The organism is Roseburia porci (genome assembly GCF_009695765.1).
Taxonomy (GTDB): Bacteria; Bacillota; Clostridia; order Lachnospirales; family Lachnospiraceae; genus Roseburia; species Roseburia porci.
In genome coordinates this window covers 171,444-193,037 of the sequence record NZ_VUNI01000002.1, presented here as the reverse complement: position 1 = coordinate 193,037, position 21,594 = coordinate 171,444, and the positions used below count along the sequence as shown (strand labels likewise).

The 21,594-nt window shown below is 42.1% G+C and carries 16 protein-coding genes; all 16 read right to left on the bottom strand.

The window, feature by feature from the left end; all coding sequences use genetic code 11:
• Window positions 1–51: 51 nt before the first annotated feature.
• The gene (locus tag FYJ75_RS02285) at window positions 52–1,485 is read right to left on the bottom strand and encodes a hypothetical protein (RefSeq protein ID WP_154428417.1); all 1,434 of its coding nucleotides are present in this window, start codon (window positions 1,483–1,485) and stop codon (window positions 52–54) included.
• Window positions 1,485–2,342 carry an ABC transporter ATP-binding protein gene (locus FYJ75_RS02280; RefSeq protein ID WP_154428415.1) on the bottom strand — a complete coding sequence of 286 codons (858 nt, stop codon included), beginning with the start codon at window positions 2,340–2,342 and terminating at the stop codon, window positions 1,485–1,487. The genes FYJ75_RS02285 and FYJ75_RS02280 overlap by 1 nt, the downstream gene beginning before the upstream one ends.
• 54 nt (window positions 2,343–2,396) lie before the next feature.
• Entirely contained in the window at window positions 2,397–2,750 is a 354-nt protein-coding gene (locus tag FYJ75_RS02275) for a GntR family transcriptional regulator (RefSeq protein WP_154428413.1), read from the bottom strand.
• A gap of 171 nt (window positions 2,751–2,921) precedes the next feature.
• The gene (locus FYJ75_RS02270; protein WP_154428411.1) at window positions 2,922–4,604 is read right to left on the bottom strand and encodes a carbon starvation CstA family protein; all 1,683 of its coding nucleotides are present in this window, start codon (window positions 4,602–4,604) and stop codon (window positions 2,922–2,924) included.
• Window positions 4,605–5,030: 426 nt separating this feature from the next.
• Window positions 5,031–6,116 (bottom strand): NAD(P)H-dependent flavin oxidoreductase, encoded by a 1,086-nt coding sequence (locus tag FYJ75_RS02265; RefSeq protein ID WP_154428409.1) that lies wholly within the window; start codon window positions 6,114–6,116, stop codon window positions 5,031–5,033.
• Between the two features lie 136 nt (window positions 6,117–6,252).
• Entirely contained in the window at window positions 6,253–7,629 is a 1,377-nt protein-coding gene (locus FYJ75_RS02260) for a TIGR02679 family protein (RefSeq protein WP_154428407.1), read from the bottom strand.
• Window positions 7,619–11,686, bottom strand: coding sequence for a TIGR02680 family protein (locus FYJ75_RS02255; protein WP_154428405.1), 4,068 nt, complete (start codon window positions 11,684–11,686; stop codon window positions 7,619–7,621). Before FYJ75_RS02255 ends, FYJ75_RS02260 begins: the two co-directional genes overlap by 11 nt.
• Entirely contained in the window at window positions 11,679–12,818 is a 1,140-nt protein-coding gene (locus FYJ75_RS02250) for a TIGR02678 family protein (RefSeq protein WP_154428403.1), read from the bottom strand. The genes FYJ75_RS02255 and FYJ75_RS02250 overlap by 8 nt, the downstream gene beginning before the upstream one ends.
• The gene (locus FYJ75_RS02245) at window positions 12,815–14,290 is read right to left on the bottom strand and encodes a TIGR02677 family protein (RefSeq protein WP_154428401.1); all 1,476 of its coding nucleotides are present in this window, start codon (window positions 14,288–14,290) and stop codon (window positions 12,815–12,817) included. Before FYJ75_RS02245 ends, FYJ75_RS02250 begins: the two co-directional genes overlap by 4 nt.
• A 99-nt stretch (window positions 14,291–14,389) precedes the next feature.
• Entirely contained in the window at window positions 14,390–15,115 is a 726-nt protein-coding gene (locus FYJ75_RS02240; RefSeq protein ID WP_154428399.1) for an HAD family hydrolase, read from the bottom strand.
• Window positions 15,116–15,158: 43 nt separating this feature from the next.
• Window positions 15,159–16,661, bottom strand: coding sequence for a S41 family peptidase (locus FYJ75_RS02235; protein ID WP_195838922.1), 1,503 nt, complete (start codon window positions 16,659–16,661; stop codon window positions 15,159–15,161).
• A gap of 219 nt (window positions 16,662–16,880) precedes the next feature.
• Window positions 16,881–17,480 carry a hypothetical protein gene (locus FYJ75_RS02230; protein ID WP_154428395.1) on the bottom strand — a complete coding sequence of 200 codons (600 nt, stop codon included), beginning with the start codon at window positions 17,478–17,480 and terminating at the stop codon, window positions 16,881–16,883.
• Window positions 17,481–18,429: 949 nt separating this feature from the next.
• Entirely contained in the window at window positions 18,430–18,885 is a 456-nt protein-coding gene (locus tag FYJ75_RS02225) for a GNAT family N-acetyltransferase (protein ID WP_154428393.1), read from the bottom strand.
• A gap of 199 nt (window positions 18,886–19,084) precedes the next feature.
• Window positions 19,085–19,462, bottom strand: a complete 378-nt coding sequence (locus FYJ75_RS02220) for a TnpV protein (RefSeq protein WP_154428391.1) — start codon at window positions 19,460–19,462, stop codon at window positions 19,085–19,087.
• Between the two features lie 9 nt (window positions 19,463–19,471).
• A complete protein-coding gene (locus FYJ75_RS02215; protein WP_154428389.1) occupies window positions 19,472–20,992 on the bottom strand; it encodes a MobA/MobL family protein in 1,521 nt (506 codons plus the stop codon).
• Window positions 20,993–21,317: 325 nt separating this feature from the next.
• Window positions 21,318–21,551 carry a complexin-2 gene (locus FYJ75_RS14815; RefSeq protein ID WP_154428532.1) on the bottom strand — a complete coding sequence of 78 codons (234 nt, stop codon included), beginning with the start codon at window positions 21,549–21,551 and terminating at the stop codon, window positions 21,318–21,320.
• Window positions 21,552–21,594 lie beyond the last annotated feature (43 nt).

Genomic DNA, 21,594 nt, shown 5'->3' with positions numbered 1-21,594 from the left:
TGATGCTATCAAAATTTCATGATAAAGTCAACCTTTCCGGCCCGATTTACCCTACATTTCCACATAGCTTCCGTCCTCCGTCGGGAAACTGTAGACCGAAAAACCGCCGCTTTTTGTATTGGCATCCTCCGGCGAAATTACCTTCACTGCATGTTTGGGACAGATTGCGGCTTTGGTCGGAATCGATTTGACACTGTCATCCAGCACATATACATAATAAATACGTAAGTTGTCTGCATCCGCCAGGGCATATTCACACTGATATTCGTCATCATAGCTTGCGATATAAGCATCATATTCGAACTTTTCCGTATCATACAGCAGATGATTTACCGGAACAGGAACCTGATCCTCGCCCTCGTAAGTAACGGTATAATCAGCCAGACGTCTGATCTCCTTTTGGTATTCCTCATCGGAATACGTTATTGCTGCAAAACGTATCACAGATGAAATACTGGTCCAGTCATCCCCATAGCTTTCATTCACGTGGGCATAATATTCCGTGCATTCTGCACCGGATGTCAGTTCCGGAAAAATCTGTCCATACGTATCCACCAGTTCTTTTGGCACATCGTTCCAGTAAGACTCCCAGTCATTGTAAGCTGACGGGTCATCTGCATTGATCTTCATGATTTCCCTGGTTTTACTGTTCAGATTTTCCTTCGTATCCAATGTAAAAAATACAATGAACATCGTCACTGCGATCAGAAGTACTGCAATGATAAGAAGTGTGCGTTTCCCAGACACCATATTGGATGTTGCTGCATCGCTTTCTTCAATCTCCTGCCAGGCCCCGGATTCCTGCCCTTTTACATCAGACCGGAAAAGTCTCAGACATCCTCTGTAACAGATTACTCCGGAAACGATCATAACAGCCAGCATCCCTGTCATCATCGCCCATACTGGTGCAATCCAGATCAGTTCCGATATCCGATAGGTTCCATTTTTTCCAGTGTATCTGATCCAGTTGGAAATTCCTATCACAAAGCCAATCCCAAGAAGCAGTTCTGCCACATTCCAGCACCATCTTGTTCGCTTCGAGCGGTGAAATGCTCCATAACAGGTCCAAAACCACGCAGTCATGGCAATCATCGTCCCAAATAAAACCTCCAGCAGATCTCCGCCACCAATCATACGGCTCCATACGGTGGTATCACCTGCGATAAGCGCTCCGATCCGAAACACCAAAAGTAAGATAATCCACGTTACCACCAGCAAAAACGGAAATGTTACAAACATCAGATTGGCCACCACAAAATGATCGGAAACCGGCAGTGTGCGGGCAGTTCTTCCTCTCGCCGCAACTGCCATCCCGCTTCCGACCAGGCAGTAAAAACATACCAGCCACACCGAAAGATCCAGCCGGACAGCGAGTTGGTTCCCGAATCCTGATATCAGGATCAGTAAAAGAAACATCACGACACCATTTACCGGTGCACACTGTTTGCTCAATAATTTCTGATATGCCGCAATTTTTTTCAACATCAGTCCCTGTTTCCCCCTTCCCCGTAAATCATAAGATCTTCGATTTCTGCACGTTTTACTTTTGCCCCCGGCAGATGGAGAAATATTTCCTTTTCACTGGTCAGTCCGGTATATCCAAAACTGTTTTCCCTGACTCCGGTCATTTTGCCGGAAAGTTCATCGGTCATTGCTTCTTTTCCAATCTGAACAACCGCATACCGTTCAAGCAGGGAATCCTTTTCTTCCATGAGCACCAGATGCCCCTCTGCGATCAGCGCAATATAGTCTGCGATTTTCTCCAGATCACTTGTAATATGCGTGGAAAAAATGACTGTTTTCTCCTCGTCCATCATAAATTCCTGGATCAGTTCCAAAAGTTCTGCCCTTGCTGCCGGGTCCAGTCCCGCTGTCGGCTCATCCAGAATCAGTATCTCCGGGTCACGCGCAAGCGCCATCGCAAACATAAACTTTGTTTTCATTCCTTTTGAAAAACAGCCCGTTTTCTTTGTGGCATTGATTTCAAAACGTTCCATAAGCTTCTGCCATTTTTCCATATCAAAACATGGGTACATTTTTGCCGCCCACTTGGCTGTTTTTACTGCACTCCAGTCAGCCGGATAACACAGGCTGTCGTATACAACTGCCATTTTGTTTTTGATCGCCTGTGCATCTTTGTTCAGCATAAGACCGTCATAAGACACAATCCCTTTATATGGAAGATACAGGTCTGTAATCGTCTGGATCAAAGTTGTCTTTCCTGCGCCATTCTTCCCCACAAGTCCGGTCACACAGCCCTTTGGAATATCCATATCAATGTTGGACAATGCAAAGCCCGGAAGCCGCACACTTAAATTTCTGATTTCAATTGCATGTTCCATGTTCTTCTCTCCTATCCTGATTAATCAGGTAATTAATAGCTAATTGCCTACTGGTTAACTTTCTTTCCAGATCTCATCTACTGCGTGCTGCAGTTCCTCTTTCGAAATGCTGGCGCCTTCACAAAATGTTTTGATCTCTTGCAGTTTCTGTGTCAGCTGCTCTAACCTTGCTGCCTTTTCCTGCTTTGCATTGATCTCGGCTACAAAAACGCCCCGGCCCTGAATGCTGACAAGCAGTCCTTCCTGGCACAGGTCATCATACGCACGCTTCACGGTAATAATACCAATTCCAAGTTCCTTCGCCATCCGCCGGATGGACGGAAGCATCTCATTTGCAGATAATTCACCGGAAAGCACCGACAGTTTTTCCGTATTTGGCGGTGTAATCCATGATTTTCTTTTGGGCACGGAGAATCTGTTATGTATTATGTGGAAATCTGCAATTTTTTGGGTGTAATAAATTATTTTCCGTTATTTACGGAGAATTTATTAGCCGCTCGCAATTTGCCCAAAACAAAAAACCTCCGGAGCTGCCTCCGAAGGTTTTGCTTTTGCGTATTATGTATGGAAAAATCCTTTTTATGCTTCTTCTTTCTTTGCTGTAAACAGTTTCTTTAAGCAGCTGAATGCAACAAGTACACCAAGTACCATCAGAAGAATTGCAACGATGAACTGAAGTCCGTCTACTAAGAAGGTAGCCTGGCCAGCTGCGATATTTGCAACAAGTGCGATCGTTTTCTGGATCAGAGCTGTAAATGTAACTGCAAGCATAACGAACATTGGGATATATAATGTCCAGCCGGTTCTTCCTGTTGTCTTTAAGAATACAGCCAGTGCGATCAGTACTAACGCTGCCAGTAACTGGTTTGCTGATCCGAACAGCGGCCATACATTGTTGTATCCGCCAAGTGTTAACAGATATCCGAAGAACAATGTGATTACAGTTGCAAAATATTTGTTTGTCAGCACTTTCTGCCATGTTGGCATTTTGGAAGTATCTGTTGTATCACCATAAAACAGTTCCTGGAAAGACATACGTCCGATACGGGCTACGGAATCCAGTGAAGTAAGGGCAAGTGCGGATACGCACATTGTCATAAATACAGTTGCAAGCTGAACTGGAAGTCCAAGTTTCTCTAAGAATCCTGCAACACCTGATGAGAAGATTGCAAATGGTGTTCCATCCGGTTTTGTTCCGTTTACAGCAACGGCACCAACAACAACCAGTGATACGATACCAAGTAAAGACTCAACGATCATTGCACCATAACCAACCATAGGCATATCTTTTTCATTGCTGATTGTCTTAGATGATGTTCCGGAAGATACCAGGCTGTGGAATCCGGATACAGCACCACAGGCGATTGTTACGAATAATGTCGGGAACATGTAGCTTCCGTTTACATTAAATCCATTAAATGCATTCAGCTGCATTGTTGGATGTGCAACAACGACACCAACAACAGCACCGATGATCATACCAAGCAGCATAAAAGTTGTCATATAATCTCTAGGCTGCATTAAAAGCCACATTGGCATTACAGATGCAAGGAAAAGATAAGCCATAACAATGTAGATCCATGTTGTTTTGGTTGCATACCAAGGAAGTTTCATTCCGATTGCAAACATTACAACCAGAAGAACAATTGCAACAATTGCACGAACAACTTCGTTCATTTTTACATGTTTCTGGATCACTCCGAAAATTACTGCAACTACGATAAATAACATAGAAATTGAAGCTGCTGCGGAGTTTGCATAACTAACTTCAGCAGTCATACCATCAACGCCTTTTCCCATGAAGGTTCCGGCAACCATATCGGTAAATGCTGCGATAACCAGAAGTGTAAATAACCAGCAGAATAACATAAAGAGCTTTCTTCCGGTTTTTCCGATGTACTTCTCAATGATCATCCCCATTGATTTTCCTTCGTTTTTAACAGATGCATATAAAGCACCGAAATCCTGTACTGCTCCGAAGAATAATCCTCCGATGATCAGCCAGAGAAGTACTGGAACCCATCCGAATACCGATGCTAAAATCGGTCCGGTGACAGGTCCTGCACCTGCGATTGATGAGAACTGATGAGAAAATACGGTGAACTTAGAAGAAGGAACGAAGTCCTCACCATCCTCATGTGTATAAGCCGGGGTTTTTGCATTTGGGTCAATTCCCCATTTCTTGGCAAGCCAGCGACCATAAAGCATATAGCCGGCGCCCAAAGCTACGATACCAATTAAAACTATAACTAAACCATTCATTGAATCTCCCGCCATTTGGCGGCTCCCTTCTATATATTCGCAAAGAGTATCCGAAACAAAAAACCTCCGTCCTTTTATAAAGACGAAGGTTTATACTTCCGCGTTACCACTTTACTTGCCGCATCAAACGGCCTCTCACTCTCATCTCTGCCATACATCAAAACAGAAATAAGGTTCCTTGTAACGGTAGGAAACCGGTAACACTTACTATTTCATAAGAAAATTCAGTGCACTGCTCGCAGAGGATAATCATCAGACGAATTCTCTGCCTCGCACCACCCGGCAGTTCTCTGTACGCATCCTGATTCCGATGATCGTATTCTGTTCTTTGCATTTACTCTTTGTTAACTGATACAATAGCACTGCCCATTTAGAAAGTCAATATTCCGCTGTATATGTAATTTTCATTTGTTTTATAACTTTTGGTTATGTTGCCTGGATCCCGGACAGAAGTTCCTGCATCAGGGCATGAACCGTCGTCATTTCATGGATTCTTCCGACATTTGCGCCACAGAACACAAGCCCGTTATCCACATCACCTTTTACCGCATCAATCAAAGCCTTTGTGATGCAGTATGGCACTTTGGCAGGATTGCATTTTTCCAGACAGTTGTAGCATTTTGAAATTGGCATTTTCGCCTTCTCGAGATGCTCTATAAAACGGTTTCGAAGTGCTCTGCCTGGCATTCCCACCGGGCTTTGTATGATCTGAACATCCTTTTCGTCAGCATGAATATATGCCTGTTTATATGCTTCAGAAGCATCACACTCCTCGGTCGCAACAAAGCGGCTCGCAATCTGCACGCCATCTGCGCCAAGTTCCAGTGCATGGGAAATATCCTTTCCGTCAAAAATCCCTCCTGCAACGATAACCGGAATCTCTTTTTCGTATTTTTCTTCGTATTCCTTTTTGCAGTCGATGATACTCTGGATTTCTTCATCAAACGATGCATCTGTTGTCTGTGCCAGCTGCTCTCTGGAAAATCCAAGATGACCTCCCGCCTTCGGTCCTTCTATCACAATAAAATCCGCTGTCCGGTCATATTTGTGTGACCACATTTTGAGGATCAGCTGAGTCGCTCTTTTTGAGGAAACGATTGGTGCAATCTTTGTTTTGCAGTTCTCACCGATCAGCCCCGGAAGGCTCATTGGAAGCCCTGCGCCACTGATAATTACATCCGCGCCTGCTGCAACAGCTTCTTTGACATGCTCCTTATAATGCTTGAGTGCTACCATAATATTCACACCAACAAGTCCGTTTCCACATGCAATCTCTTTCGCGCACTGGATGTGTTTTCGGATTGCTCTGCGGTTGCAGCCCGCCTGATCTTTCTCAAAGCCTTCCTCATCATATCCAATCTGTGCTGTCGAGATCACACCGACTCCGCCTTCTTTCGCAACAGCGCCAGCCAGCCTGCTCAGGCTGATCCCAACGCCCATTCCGCCCTGAATGATTGGAAGATTTGCAATTTTATCCCCAATCCGAAGTTCTTTCCATTTATGTTCGCCCATACTTATCCCTGACCTCCAATTCGCTTTAATAGTTTGATTATCAAACTATTTTAAGTATAGGCTTTTATGGTTTGTGTGTCAACGTTTAATTGTATGTTTTACTTTATTATGTAGTTTCAAATACTACTTGCTTGTTTTATTTTTGGCTGAGGTCATTTTCTCGTTTAGATGCGGGACTTTTTCTTTCCGTTTCGCTAACGATATCATTTAATAACTCCTGCAGGATATTTTCCTGATATCCGGCCTTTTCTTTCTTTTTTACAGCTTCCGCTGTCAGCTTTAACTGTGGATGATGGATATTTTCTAATTTACGGATTCCAACCGTTCCAATCACTTCGTTTGAACAACTCTTTTCGTAGTCCTCTGCTTCCATTCTCCATATGTGGAATCCATCTCCAAACTTCTGCCAGAGACGGTCTGCAATACGGATTCCATCTGGATCAATATCTCCACTATAATATATCTGTGCACCGCTTTTTAAAATCATAGGAAGTAACAGCTGTACTGCCGAACGAGGCTGCCCAGATGTGCAAAGCAACGTGTATTGCCGATTTCCAAGATTATGGATCAGATATGTAAAAACCATCTCATTTTCCACCACATAAACAGATCCGCCGGAAAACATATCTGCCTGTGTTCCAGCCGGCAGCGCACCCACAATTCCACACAGATTTTCCATTGTGATCACATAGGGTTCTTTTCTACTGCAAAACAATTCATACGCTGGATGCCAGCCTTCGTTTGTCAGCAGGCGCAGTCCGTATGCATGCACAAAGGATGAAATATTATCCGGAATAATATGTACACTCTGCATCAGCCTGCGCCAGCCATGAGCACTTTCCGGCAGCTCTGCTCCCTTGCAATAACAGATTCCATGAACGAGAAGCTGCCCCGGGATGGTGCCACGATCAAAATAATGCGGATTATCCGTTATATCGGCTGCAAAAACTGCTAAAGGAACATCAGTTTCCAGATCGTGCAGTTCTTCTAAGCGGATCAGTGCCTGTCCGACATTTCGCACAAGCTTTTTCGCCTGCCCCGGATTTTTCCCATATTCTTTTATGATCAGCTGATAACCGTATTTTTTTGCAATGGTGACATCCTTCATCCATTTGGAAGAGGCAGTGTCCTCACCTGCTGCACTGGAAACATAAGAAACCAGCTCACCGAAAAAATCACTTTTTCTTTTTTGTTCTTCTTCCATCTCTGATTGATGGGTTCTTAGCTTTTTCCCAAAATATTCTTCCAGAAGGATCTGCATATCAACTGGACCAAAACGTGTCTTCTGCAGACCTTCTTCAAATTCTGAAAATGAAAAACGAATGGTTTCCTCATAAAACGTTTTACCGATCATGCCTCCAATGGCCCTGCGCTCGGCTTCCGATGTATTCTTTAACGTAATGCGTCCGGCTATTCTTCCATAGGAGCGCCATTTTTTCCATAATTCCTGAAAGCACCTGTGATATGCACTCTGATTCCGGAAATATTGTGCACATTCTTTCTCATTGCTCATCCAGCACTCTTTCCCTTCCATTCCATGTATAGCGGATCACGGAAACTGTTTTCGAATTCTGTGGCCTTAATAATTCTGCAATCCTGAGTCTCTTTACCGTCTTAAAACAGCCCCATAATGCCTGGGAATTCATGATATAGTCAAAATCAAGTTTCTGCACCAGTTCAAACATACTGCTGATATTCTTGTCATCTACGCCAGCAAATGCCTCATCCAGTGCGACCATCCGCGGATGATCCTTCTTCTCCGCTTTCTGGTACTGTGCGTTTACTGCTGCAAACAGCGGAACATACATTGCCATTGCTTTTTCTCCACCGCTAAACCGGTTAAATGCAGCATTGGTCAAAAGCTTCTTAGGTTCTTCTCCCTTTCTGAAAAACATATGGAATTCAAACCATTTCCGATAATCCAGTGCATCCCGGACCAGATCCATGTAGTTGATTACTCCATTGTCTTCTTCCAGCTTCTGTTTTTCCATCCGGATCTTACTCCGGAAATGTGCAGCCACCCTCTCAATATCATCCATCGTAAGAAGTGCCCGGTCACGAAGCAGTATCTCCTCTAACTCCGCAGTATCAAGTTCCACATCATTTTCCGCTTTCCGTGGTTTCCAGTCCAGGGAAAAGCTGAGTCCCATCGACGTGTCCATCTCCCGCATCAGTTTTGACATATCCCATACCCATTTCCTGCTCTCTGCGATCCGGTCTGTCAGCTGCTGACTGATCGTCTGGGATAAAATATCCTCAAACAATTCTCTGTCCTTTTTCTGGATCAAAAGTTCCGTCTCATCAATTGCAGCCTTCAGTATATGATAAAATTCTTCCAGATATACTTTCTTGCCATTCCATGTGGATACAATACGTGCACGGCTGCGCAGGGCATCTGTTTCTCCCACCGGCTGGCTGATGTCCGCTGCAAAGCAGTTCTCGATCGCTGTTCCATAGCTTGTCAGGCTGCCATTGTGTCTCTGGTATGCAAGGTACAGTGACTGAAACATCTCAGACGGTGATTTATCCTTATCCCCTTCCCTGAGCAGCCCTACTGCCTCCCCTGCACAGTCAGAAAGTGCTTTGTTCTCCTGTTCGATAACAAGCTTAAGGGAAAGTTCTTCTTCAAAATAACTACGGAGCAGTGTCTCATGGGCAATTTTCTGCTGGAGCAGGCTCTTCTGCTCCGGCTCCTCATTTGTCAAATGCTCTAACCTGTCATTTAAAACAGCCATTTCTTTATCTATAGAAGTCATTTCCGTTTCCATATTTCGGAGTTCTTCCCGGAGCGTTTTCAGACGGTTTGCTTTTTCCACAATGTCTGGACGGTTCAGATACTCTTCACACTGCTGGATCTCAACATCCCTCTTTTTTACCTCCGTGCTGCATTTATCCCTTTGTGCAAATGCATCATCCATAGAATTCTCATCCTGTTCCACCATATCCTTTCTGGATATTATGCTGCTTCTGGTGTTCTCTAGGGATAGCAGATTCTGCCTGATCTCCTGCCATACACAGCCGAATTCCTCTGCTGCGTCAATCGCCTCATTGTATGCCCGCTCTGTTCTTCCATAAGGAAATGGTCTGCACTGTTGAAGCATGATCTGATACTGGTTGTTTTTCTCCTTCACCAACCTGTTTTCCTGCTGCAAGGTCTCCTGGTACTGTTTCTGGATCTGCTGCAGGGCAAAGCTGCTTTCTTTTTCCTGATCCAGTGAGGCATTGATCTGTGCAAAACCAGGCAGCTTCCCATATTCGCTCTCAAGCGCAGTAAGATTCTCGTTGAGCTGAGCAATAAGGGTATCCAGCTCTTTGATCGCTTTTGTCTGCTCCTCCAGGCGATTCGTAAGTTCACTGATTCTTTGTTCCTTACGTCTTTTTCTTGCAAGAACTCCGATATATTCAGCATCTCCCGCCTTATCAGCACGTCCAAGCAGAATCCCCTGTCTGTACCATCCATCCTGCTTCAGACAGATTCCTGCCTGTTTCTCATCCGATTCATAAATATTGCTGAGGATCTGCTGCACACTGTCCCGTAGATCTGACGCAAGTTCATCACCAGCCACTAATCCTGCAAAATCCGAATTACCGGGTTGTTCTATCGAAATAATGGAATCCAGAAATTCCGGGTACTGCTCCTTTATTCTGTCCAGATCTTCCTGCGATACAACCAGCGCATCCAGAATTCCTGCCTTCTGAAGCTGTGCTTCAAGCCTTGCACTTGCAGCCGGATCCAGTTCTTCGGAAAACTCCACGGTCTTATAAAACGGAACTGCTGGAATCCCAAGCTGCTGCAATGCCGCCCTTGATTCCTTTGTACACTCATCCCGCTCCGGTTCCAGTTCCTCCTGGTTACGGACCATATCCAGCTGCTGCAATGTCTGCTCCAGTGATTCCTGTTTCTGTCTACGCTCATTTTCCCTGTCATATCTGATATCAAGAAACTTCCGTCTCTGCTTTTCGTAATCACTTCGCAGCAGTTCCTGCAAAGTTCCTGCATCCTTCACAGATTGATATTCCCTTACCTTCTGCTCAGCCTCCTGCAAAACTGCCGGATCCGGCTGCCAGATAGCAGATGCCTTCCCAAGCTCATACAGATCCACGATCCACTTGTCGATGCTTCTTACAACCTGTTCTTTTGCCTCCTCAAGTGCCTGTTCTTTCTGAAGCTTCTGGCTTTTTTCCTGCTCCAGCTTCTGCGAAATGCTGTCATATCGTCTGCCCAGCTCTTCATACTCAGCAATCGCCTTTTTGCATTCTTCTAACAGCTTTTTTAAAACATTCAGGCTTTTTGCGACTTCTTCCGAAGCGCTGGTTTCCTCGTTTCTTACCATACGGATGGCACTCTCGAACTGATCCCATTGCAAAATCTCCTGCTGTTCTTCCAGTTCCTCTGTCTGCTCCTGTAAATCCTGCTGCTTCTGTTGTAAACACTCCTGCAGCTCTTTCAGCTGCTCATATCCAATCCTTATTTTCTCCTTATAATGATCGATCTTATCGACCCAATGCTGCATATCCTTTGCTGCCACAGCTCTTTGTTCCCTGGCCATTTCGAGTTTATGATCAATCTCCTCAAGATTCATGTCCATAAGACCGTTCCGCTCTGTCTCAGCCAGTATCTTTCTCTCCTTTAGCTGTCTGAAAAGCACTCTTTTTTCTTCACAGGAATCTGTCATCTGCCGGATCTGTGAGTCCATGGCATCTAACTTCTGTTTTGCATCCGAAACTTCCTGTTTCTTTTTCAGATATGCCTGTGCTTTCTTTGCAAGCATATACTGATTGTAGCGTGTGTACTCGGTCCGTATTGCCCTGATATCAGAAAACGCACGGTTAAGCATCTCAAGACTGTCCTGGATCTCATCCATTTTCTCCATGGCATCCACCATGGCTCTCAGATCCTCATCCGTTAATGTCTGTAAAGAATCATTTAAGATCTCGTATACCTTTGTCGGTTTAAACTCCTTGGAAAGCTTTGGCGCCCTTACCTTCACCAGAAGTTTAATAAACTGTTCATACTGTTCTTCTTTACGGAAGCCGAAAATATACTGGTTTACATGCTTTTTATACTCACTCTGACTGTCTGTAATAAAATTCTCCTCGCCAAGAGCGGCTCTCATCTCCCGCTTATCAATGGGAATCCTGCTTGTGCCAACCTCCTTATAAAGCCACAGATCCGTTCCGATCCGTCTTCCATCCAAAATAACAAAACCCCAGAAATCCATAGGCTTTCCGCGCTTCGCACGTTGTCCGATCCCGATCGTCCGATATTCCTTTGTCTCTCCATGCTCCTTGCTGAATTCGAGAAAAAGATAGCCGGTTGACTCATCTTTTCCTTCCTCACCCAGGAAATAATATTCCATTCTCCGGTCACTTGAGCCAAATGGATCTAACCGGCTTGGAGTGCGGTCTCCATCCAGTACAAAAGGGATAAAGCTTTGCGTGGTAATTGATTTTCCTGAACCGTTCTGCCCACGCAGCAACAGTTTTCCGTCTGCAAATTCAAAATCTTCCTCATCATATAACCAGAAATTCACAAATCCGATCCGGTTCATTTTCCAACGCTCAGTCATCTTTCGCTCCTCCATTAACATCAGACGGGTAGACTCCACTCACTCTTCCTGCGACTGGATATATTACGATCCGTTCATCCTCACACCTGATCATCTGCCAGTTTTTCATATATTCCTTCACGGTTTCTACGAATTTTGTTTTCTCCATTTCACGGAATTCCTTACTCCATGCAAAAAGCCACTTTTTACGGCAGGAGAGAATGATGTGCTCAAATTCATAACGATCCACATATATGCACTCATTGTCACTTTTTTTCAGGCTGCCCGCTGCCAGCTCGTCCTGAATGCTGCTGCAGACCAAAAGCACCACTTCCGGAAGCATCGCATTCCTCGGATGAACGCTTCCATAACAGTCATCCTCATCCAACGTCAGACATGCTGTATTTTTATATATATCCAGTTGTCCCCCCAGATTCTCTCTTAAATATTTTGCCACCCACTGTCTCTGGTTCTTGAGGTAGCGTGCATCTGCATCATCACTTTCTTCCCAGTACATTGCCGGGCACACCGCAAGCTGCCGGTAGACGCGGTTAATACGTGCCGCACCTCTGTCCTCCTGCACTTCTTCAAAATCGGTTGTCTCAAAATCCTTCCAGGATTGATATCCAGAAATATCCATTGGGAAACTTGTCGCAAAATATCTGGAATATCCGGTATTTTCATACAATACTTCCTGACCAGCTTCCATACCAAATGCTTCACTCTGCCCTTCGTATACCCGAAGCATCTGAAGCCGTTCCATATATTGCAAAACCCGTACCAGAGACTTCCTCTGGGTAAAAGAAGTCCAGTCAACCTCCATATAATCCTTCAACTGCGTTTCTACATAATCGATCAACTCTGAAAGCAGAAACTGCTCCTGCTCTTCTTTATCCTCCAGGTACATAAGTACGACACAAAGAATGCAGTAATCTCTGATCTCTGTAAATTCGCCGATTCCCATAAAAGGCTCTGCATGAGCCGGCCGCTTCTCCAGTTTCAGCAGATTCTCCGTATGAACCAGCTTCCAGCCAAGCTGTTCCCTGACAAAACGCTGAAATTGCGGAATATCCCTTTTTACTCTGTAATAACTTTCTTTATCTGTATCCCTGCAGATCCAGAACTTCTCAAATAATGTCCTTAATTCATTCATGACTCTTCAAACTCCAATATATACGCAGGCATGACCAGATCACCATCCTCGCACTTCAGCACACAATCCTCTTTTCCGCGGATCAACCGGTATTCCTGTCCATATTCTGTTCTTCCAAGCTTCTGCGAATTCATGTTTGCCTGAGCAATCCATTGTAAAAAAACAGTTCTTGTTTCTTCAGTAACAGGTTCTCTGATTTCAGAAAAAACGATTTTATGATCTTTAATATACTGCATGACAATTTCTTTTTGTCTTTTTGCCTGTCTGAGGTATGCTTCCCTTTGTATCATCTTTTCAAGAGATTTATCCTCAAATCCCCGCCGGTCCTTTTTCTCACGGTAGTTTCGTGTATGGGGTTTCAACAGAAATCCGGCTGATTCCTCTTCATATATACTGTTGTTAATAGAATCCTCTTCTCTTGGATAAATTGTTTTGAAATGCTGGATTCTCTGAACACCAAATACATGGGCTGACAATCTTTGCGCTTCATCCAGATCTTTACATTTCAGAAACAGTTCTAAGAATTTTTTGTAGTCGTCTTTCCGGCTGATTCCCCAGTTCTGGATCTGTACAATCAGCGCAGCATTCTGGATAATGCTCCGGATTACATCATTTGTGATTTTTAGTACCTTTTTGCACTCACACTCCCTTTTATCCGAATCCAGAAACCAATTTTTCAGGGAGTTCCATTTGCCCTCCACATTTTCCCTTATGCCAGGCTCTGCATTCCCCTGAAGTTCAAGAATTGCATGCGGAATATCAAGTTCACTTTGTACTACTTTATCCAGAATGATCCCTTCCATGATAGGAAGATTCTTGATCAGGATCTGCTCAATCCTATGGGAATGGCGCTGCATCTCCTGCACAAATTCAGTCAGATATTGGATAAATTTGTCTTTATGAACGACAAATTCTACGGATTTCATCAATTGATCCGACTTTCCGGAATAAAAGTCACGCAGATAATCTTGATAATTCTGGTTCAGGCGCTTAAAATCCTCCTGAAGCATACTCCACCATTCATTGACTTCTTTCATTGATGCCCGTTCCATCTCAGGCACCTCGCTCAAGCTCTTCTCCAACCGTACAAAAAAATTCGTGGAAAGGTTTCCGGATTCCAGAAAAACAGTTTCAAGCCGCACTGTCAGACGCTCAATCTCAACTGCATATTCTGACATTGTATACTGATACTGTTTATTTTTGTAATCTGCGATTGTATATACTCTGCCCGGATCCTGGATTGGTGTAAGATTCTTCCATTTTACCAGTGCATCCAGATCTAAAACCAGCTGTTCCATCGAATAATTTTCAAAAGCTTCATCCTGTTTCAGAAGTGCAAAAACATCTTCCTTATACAGCTGAAAATTCATCTTTTCGTACTCACGATAAAAACACCTCATAATCTTTCTATATACCGGTGCATTCGGGACGGAAAGATAAGAGGTTTCATTGATCTGCCCCAGGTACTCCATCTTAGTACTTCCTTTCGCGTATTTTTACCATTCATTTCTTAACTTTAGCATATCATAACGAAGTGTATCTATCTAGTATTTTTACGACTCGTTTTAAAGCTATCCTGCAAAAATATACATCAGCACATCCATCGGAGAATCAAGCTGGTTAAATGCTTCCTTTTTCTCGTCCAGAAACGGAACTTTACTGATATACCACCGCGCCTGCATGGCATGCATTCCGGCTTGCGATGCTGCTTCCAGTTCATGGCTTCCACCGTCTCCAATATACAGGCATTCTCCCGGTTTCACCTGCAGATCTGCAAGACAACGCCTGAAAATCTCCGCATCCGGTTTCTTCACACCCTGTTCATAAGACAGATATGCCTTATCGAAATACGGAAAAAGAAGGCTCTCCCGAATGGCATCCACTTCCTCCGAATAACAGTTACTGATTAAAGCCACCTTCATCTGCTTCTCCTTCAACGCATTTAACATCGGGATCATCTCCGGATGAAGATAGCGAAAACATGCCTTTTTTGCCTCTTTCCGGCTTTCAATGATCTTCTCAAAATGCTCTGTTGAATAACAGTTGTTCTCCTTCAAAATCCCCTCTATCGCCTCTTCCAGCGTGACCTGCCCTATTGTCCGCGCTTCCTCTGTCGGCTCCCAGCACGCATCAAATGTGTCTCTGTCGATCCCGGCGTCTTCTGCCATCTGTGCCCGGAAATATATGCACGGTCCATGCATCAAGTGCAGACCGCTTCGGTCTTTCGGAATATCTTTTGCATCCCCATACTGGGTGATGAGTGTTTCATACATGTCAAAAATTACTGCTTTTATCATGCTATTATCTCAACCATTCCTTCCATTACCTCGTTCATCGCCATCATTGTTTCTTTGTATCTATAATACTGTACAACTTTTCAAACTCATCCCCCGGACTGCATTCAAAATCCGGTTCGATCAGCTCTCCGTCTTTTTGAGGATCAATCCTGTACCATTTCTTAATGGAAACCGACATCACAAGTCCGGAATTCTTTAAATAAATCTGGCTGATATCTCCATAACTGCTTGGATTATTCCCTGATGCCTGTCCGATAATTTTTCCCATATTATTATCTTTTATATACATGGCAAAATCCATTGCCGATGAATATGTATACACAGATGTCAAAACGTATACATTACCTTTAAAAGTCAGGTCATTATATTTTTTGTTTTTACAAATCCCTTCATTCGCATTTACGTAAAAACAGCCATATCTTACTTTTGAGCCCATTCCCCTATATGTATCAACATTTAAATATCTGATAAATTCATTTACAACAGCGGACGCACCACCTCCGTTGTTGCGCAGATCTACTGCAACATTTTGTATATTTTTATCCTGAATTTCTGTAAACATACTTTTCAGGCAATTCCGATACTCCTGATTATAGTTACAGCTATTCAATGTTAATGTTGCAAGACTTCTGTCCGTATCAATCGTATAATAGACAAAAGGGTCTTCCTCATCCGATTCCTCTGTCTCATCCAGATTATTATATCTGCAGTACTGGTCATAGGTAACATAATCTTTTGTATAATAGGTTTCATCTGTTTTCTCACCGGAAGGCTTCAGAAATGTATAGGTAATTCCATCATCCGCATTATACCCAAGCATGGTCAGTGCTGATAAATCTGTTACATCATTACAAAATCTGGCATATCCGTATTCTTTTGAATCCGCACTATAAAGATTCAATTTTTCATCATATATGTTATCCACCCCAATACCATTGATCGCGATTATCTGATCACCGGCAATCTCATGTTTATACCATTCATTCAAGTACAGATAACTGTCATCATTCCAGATTGCTGCAGACGTATGGCCATCATGAAACTGCGACAAAATACTCTGTAGTTCAGCCTGTACTTCTGCTACTTCAACTTCATCCTTCCCCTTTAAATAATCAACTACATCCTGATACTGTTTTTCAACACCATCTGGCATTCCTTTATAGCATAAAGGATGGATTTTTCTTACATATTTCATGGCATAATCGATATCTGCAATCGCATCTTTACCTGATATTTTCTCATTATAGTTTAAAAAAGTATACGAATTCGGATGTTCAGAAATTGAATTCCACCATGGATTTAAATATTCTCCCGCAAGGCATATCATAATTGCGAATATTCCGATACACACATTCACAATTCTTACCGCAGTCTTTGCCTTTCCGTTTTTCCAGCCAACAATTATAAACATCAATAATACAAGTGCCACAGCTATCGGCAAAAAATCCGGCATTGACACACAAAAAATATTAATAAACGGCATAGCCATTGCTGCAATATAAAAAACAGTGATTACGCCAAAAATGATCCAATTGGCTTTTTTCATTTTCATCCTCCAGCTATCATCTATTGTTTATCACCTTTCTAAGATTCATTATAACGGATATGAACTCAAATTGCGAATGCCGTCTGTTTTAAGCTTCAACACATTACCTATGGAAAATAAACTGCCGCAACAGGATTATGGCTTTCAAAATTCTAACTTTGAAAATTCAGACTTTTGCACAATCATCATGGCAGATGTTCTGATAACCACATGCTGCCATTATAAGAAAAACTCTTGTATATATGATTCTACTATAGCAGTATTCAACGGCTCTTTGCTTGTCTCTCTTGTAATTATCAGGTTTTTCCCGATTAGATAGCCATTCTTTTCGTATAAATTTAATTTATGCATATTATTTTCCACATAATTGGCATCATCCATTCTGCCCAAATGTTCAAAAATATAAATTTTCCCTGTTCTTCTGTTCATAATTGTAAAATCCGGTCTGCATATAATTACCTTATTCCAATCCAACAGTTCAATCGGCTTTTCATATCGATATGGCACATCATATCTATATAATAAATCGGATATTAACATCTCGGATTTAGAACGCACTCTCTCCCCATTTGCTGTATAAAATTCTGACCGATCCTCTTCTTCAAAACTTCCTGCCGGATATTGATCCGTCAAAAAATTTTGTATCTTTTGCTCAAGAGGTTGGAATACAGGCATAATCAAATTTTTTCTTGCATTGCATAACGATTGGTAACTATTATTTATAATCTGATTCTTATAAATTTCATCAGCCAAATATAGTTTTGTTAACATTCCCTCTATTATGGGAATTATGTCTTCATAATACTCTCGCTGAGCCACTCCTTTTATCCACTTTATGTTCTTTTTGCTTACATATTTTCCATCTATAAAATACTGATCTGTACCATTGCTCCTTGAACAGCGCAGATGTCCTTTCGGTAATATTTCGACTTCTTCTTTTACTTTTTTAATGCCTTCTCTATTTCTTGAATCTCTTTATAAATCGTAACTATCGTTGCCCCCCTCTTTCTTCTCCCTTACTGTCTATTTTTCTCTTTCCTTTTCCCAGGCAGTAATTTATTTACTTTTTTGAATATTCTTATTTTCTCTTACTGCTTACTTTTCTTTTTTCTGTTTTCAGGCAGTATTTTCTTTACTTTTGGGACTTTCCGTCTTTTCTTTTACTGTCTAAAACCTTTCAATCTCAAAGTAAGCAGTAAATTTCCCCATTTATGTTGCCTTCTGCATTATTTTACTGCTTAGTTGCTACTTTCTGTTTTCTAGACAGTAATTGTCGAATTGAATGTCATATGCGGCTATATCATATATGGATTTGCTGTTATTTATGGCTTTGCTGTTTTACGTGGATTTGCTGTTATTTGAGTAACTTTCGACTCTGAATACGCTCCAGATTGGATATGAATTTACAAGTGCGAACACTTTATGATATGAAACAGAATATTGTAAGAAAATATATTATAGAAAATACAGGGGAAGTGAATATCACTTCCCCTGTATAAATGCTAGTTTATATAATAATCTATTGATTATTCGATAACTGTAGCAACACGGCCTGAACCTACAGTACGTCCACCTTCACGCTATATGAATAGCGTTTTTCGATATATTTTCTATGCTTTTTATGGCTAAAATCTGCATATTTTCTTTAGATTTAGCCGTCTTATTTTTATTTGCATGATTTCTTGGCACCGTTTTGGCACCGGAATACATCTCTTAACCAAACTGAAATTTGTCGAATGGAATATCTATACACTTTTATCTCGTAAACTTAATCTTTGAGACTCTTCTTATAAATAGTTACTTCCCCACCCATATATTCATACCCTTTACCAACAGCTATCCATCCCGTTTTTTCATAGTAATTAACTAAATCTGTATATAAGTAAATTTGTTCATAGTGTTTATTTCTACAATATTCTTCTATGAACTGTTGTAGTTGCTGACCAATCTTTCGATTTCTATAATTTCGGTTCACAACTAATGCCGATAACCACGGATATAAATCCTGTCGTGAAAGTAAATCCCCTCTCCAAAGACCAACTGTACCTACTAAAGTCTCATTCTCAATTGCCACAAATGTTATTGGAAGTTCATCTTCCTCCATACTATGTTCTATTAACTCTTTATAAAATCTGTAGCTTGTCTCACATCCAAATTCTTGATTCAGCCAGTTAATTACTTGCTCTTTATATTCAATGCAATCTCTTAATAGTTTAATATTCATCTAAATCTCCTTAAGAACTTTGTACATTGTACTCAATCTTTTTTCATATTTTCTAATCATTATGTTTTTATCACAAACCTATATCTTATATCCTTCACAAAATTCAAATTTTTCTCTTAGTCCAAAATGAGTATATCATAACAGAAGTTATTTTGCGCCAAGAATTTAAGAATGCGGAGCATTACGCTCCGCACCCACACTACACATATATCAACTCTTTTAATACGATTTCATCTGCCGAACTTCTCACATTATTCATCAGCCCTACCCACTTCATCTGGTCGGTAGCTTTTAATTCTTCCGTAATCCCTGTTCCGGCTTTCATCTGCTCTACAAGAAGTTCTAATCTCTCATAACATTGTGTATCAACCTCATGCAAATACTCATTCAATCTCCCATTCATAAGTAGCTTGATATATTCCCCTCTGCGGTGGTTCTTCAAATACTCCCACCGCATCCGTCCATACTTACCAATCTCATAGTGTGTCCCTTCTGGTATCTGCAAATCCGGATAATACAATCCATCCTCTCCAAGTGTGTAACTAATTCCATTTTCTCCAATGATGTGTTTCTCCATAAACTGCTCCTATCTGCCACCTCTATCACTCCTGTAATGATGGCTCTGTCTGTTGTTTTCTCGTTCCCTTACTTCCTGTGTCTTTCTTTGCAATTTTGCTTTTAAACTGTCCGGTTCTGCCTTATTTCCGGTCTGCTGTTCCCACTTTGCAACTGCCGACTGATAATCGCTATACTCTGCTTTGGACGCTCTGTATTCAGCCAGAAACTCCTTCACATTCTTATATCCATAACCCTGCACCATACTTGATAGGTACTGTTTCATATTGGCTATCTGTGTCTTTAGCTGTTCTGCCTGCTCCTGCAACTCCTTACGCTGTTTTGCCTTAAAGATGCCCTTTGTTCCAGCAAGCTCCTTCTCCACGCTGGCAAGCTGCTGTTCCCTCTCATAAATGGCTGTATTTTGTTTCTCCAGTTTATTATAAATATCTGCAAGTCTCGGATACTTGGAAGCAAGTGCTGACTTCTTAGGCATTTCCGGCACAAGCTCACTCTCTGCTTTTACAAATGATTTTATCTCCTTAACAGGTGTCTGTTCTGGTTCTGCTTTAATAACTGTTTCTATGCCCTTATCTGCCTTTTGTGAAGCCATCTTGAACACCTTGCCAATGAGAAGCTCCAACGCATAAATAGCGGTCATAATCAGGCTTTTTAGCAGTGCCGGATTTCTTCCCGACTTCTGAATGGAAGCCTTTACTTTCTGTCCGATTTCGCTCTGCTTCACTTCCAAAATCTGTCCCTCCGGCACACCGCTAATTAATGCTCTATCCACCGTCTGATTCCACATGACACGGTACTGGTTATCAGTTTTTATCTGCTCCGCTTTTGGGTTGTTCTTACCAATCTTTTTCGTAGGCAGATACACACCGTTTCTGTCAAAAACCTTGAGCTTTTGCCTGTCATCTTTTACATAAATATTGATAAGATCAGTGTAAGAGTGTTTCACTTCATCAAGGAAACTGTCGCTCTTAAACCTGCTGTCCTTGATAGTGAAAAGATTACGCTCGTACACTTCGCCCTTAGGGATAATTTTACAGCCACTCCGAAGCTGTCCGACTTCATCCAGTATCTCTTTTTTAGTTCGTACATGCTTACCATTTTCATCATAAAACATATTTCTTGTGGCAATCTTCTCCACCGGCTCATCAAGTAGCTTTCGCTCTGAAAAGATGAGATGGATATGATAATTGGTCTTGCGTTTATTATGGTGCAACGCTGAAACACACTCCACACCGTAACTCTGTTTGAAATGCTCCGTGAAAAGTTTCAGCAACTTGTCCGGCTCATAATCCACGAAACTTTCCGGTAGCGCAATGATAAGCTCCCTGGTTTCAATGCAGGTTCCTTCCGTTCCACTTTTCTTAAATTCCTCCTGATTGCACCTAGCAAGTTCTGTCCAAAATTTACGGTCAGTTGTTTCATAAACTGCGTACAAATTTTCCTGTCTTGCTTTGCTCGATATATAACTGATTCTGCCTTTTACATTTGGCAGTTTTGACATCTGTATAAATGAATTTCTTACAATAGGCATTGCCCCCTTTCTTTGAAAAAATGATAGTGGTTATGCTATCGTGAGTGGACACTTAGGTGCCCGTTTACGAACCTATTGCCGTATCCGGCATAACCACAAATGCGTTAGCATTTGTAAGGACAGCCACGCTGTCCTTTGCCCCCTGCAAGGGCGAAATACACAGAGCATAAAACGAAGTTTTGTGCGATGGGTGTATTTCGCTCTCAAACGCCGAGGGCTTGTGAGTGTAGTCCGCTTTTGCCATTACACCCTAATCCGGCTTTCTTCTTAACTGCCATATACAGGAGCGTGACACGCTCCCGTCCTACACACTGAGGGGAAAAATTTACCATCGGAAGCTTCGGTACATTCCCACCTTTTCCAGATACTCCTGCCTTGCCTTTTCTCTTTCTTCCTCAGTTGGAGCCGTCTTATATTTTGTGTATAAATCCCGCCTTACCATAGCTTCCAATTTTTCTTCCAAACCTTTCTTTATCTCCGGTAAAACATCATCTATTTCCACCAAGTGATATTTAAGGAGTGCAATAAATAATTCCTCTGAAATCTGCACATTCTTCAATCCTATCAATCCATCCTTTCCATCAAGACCGCAACAACGCAAT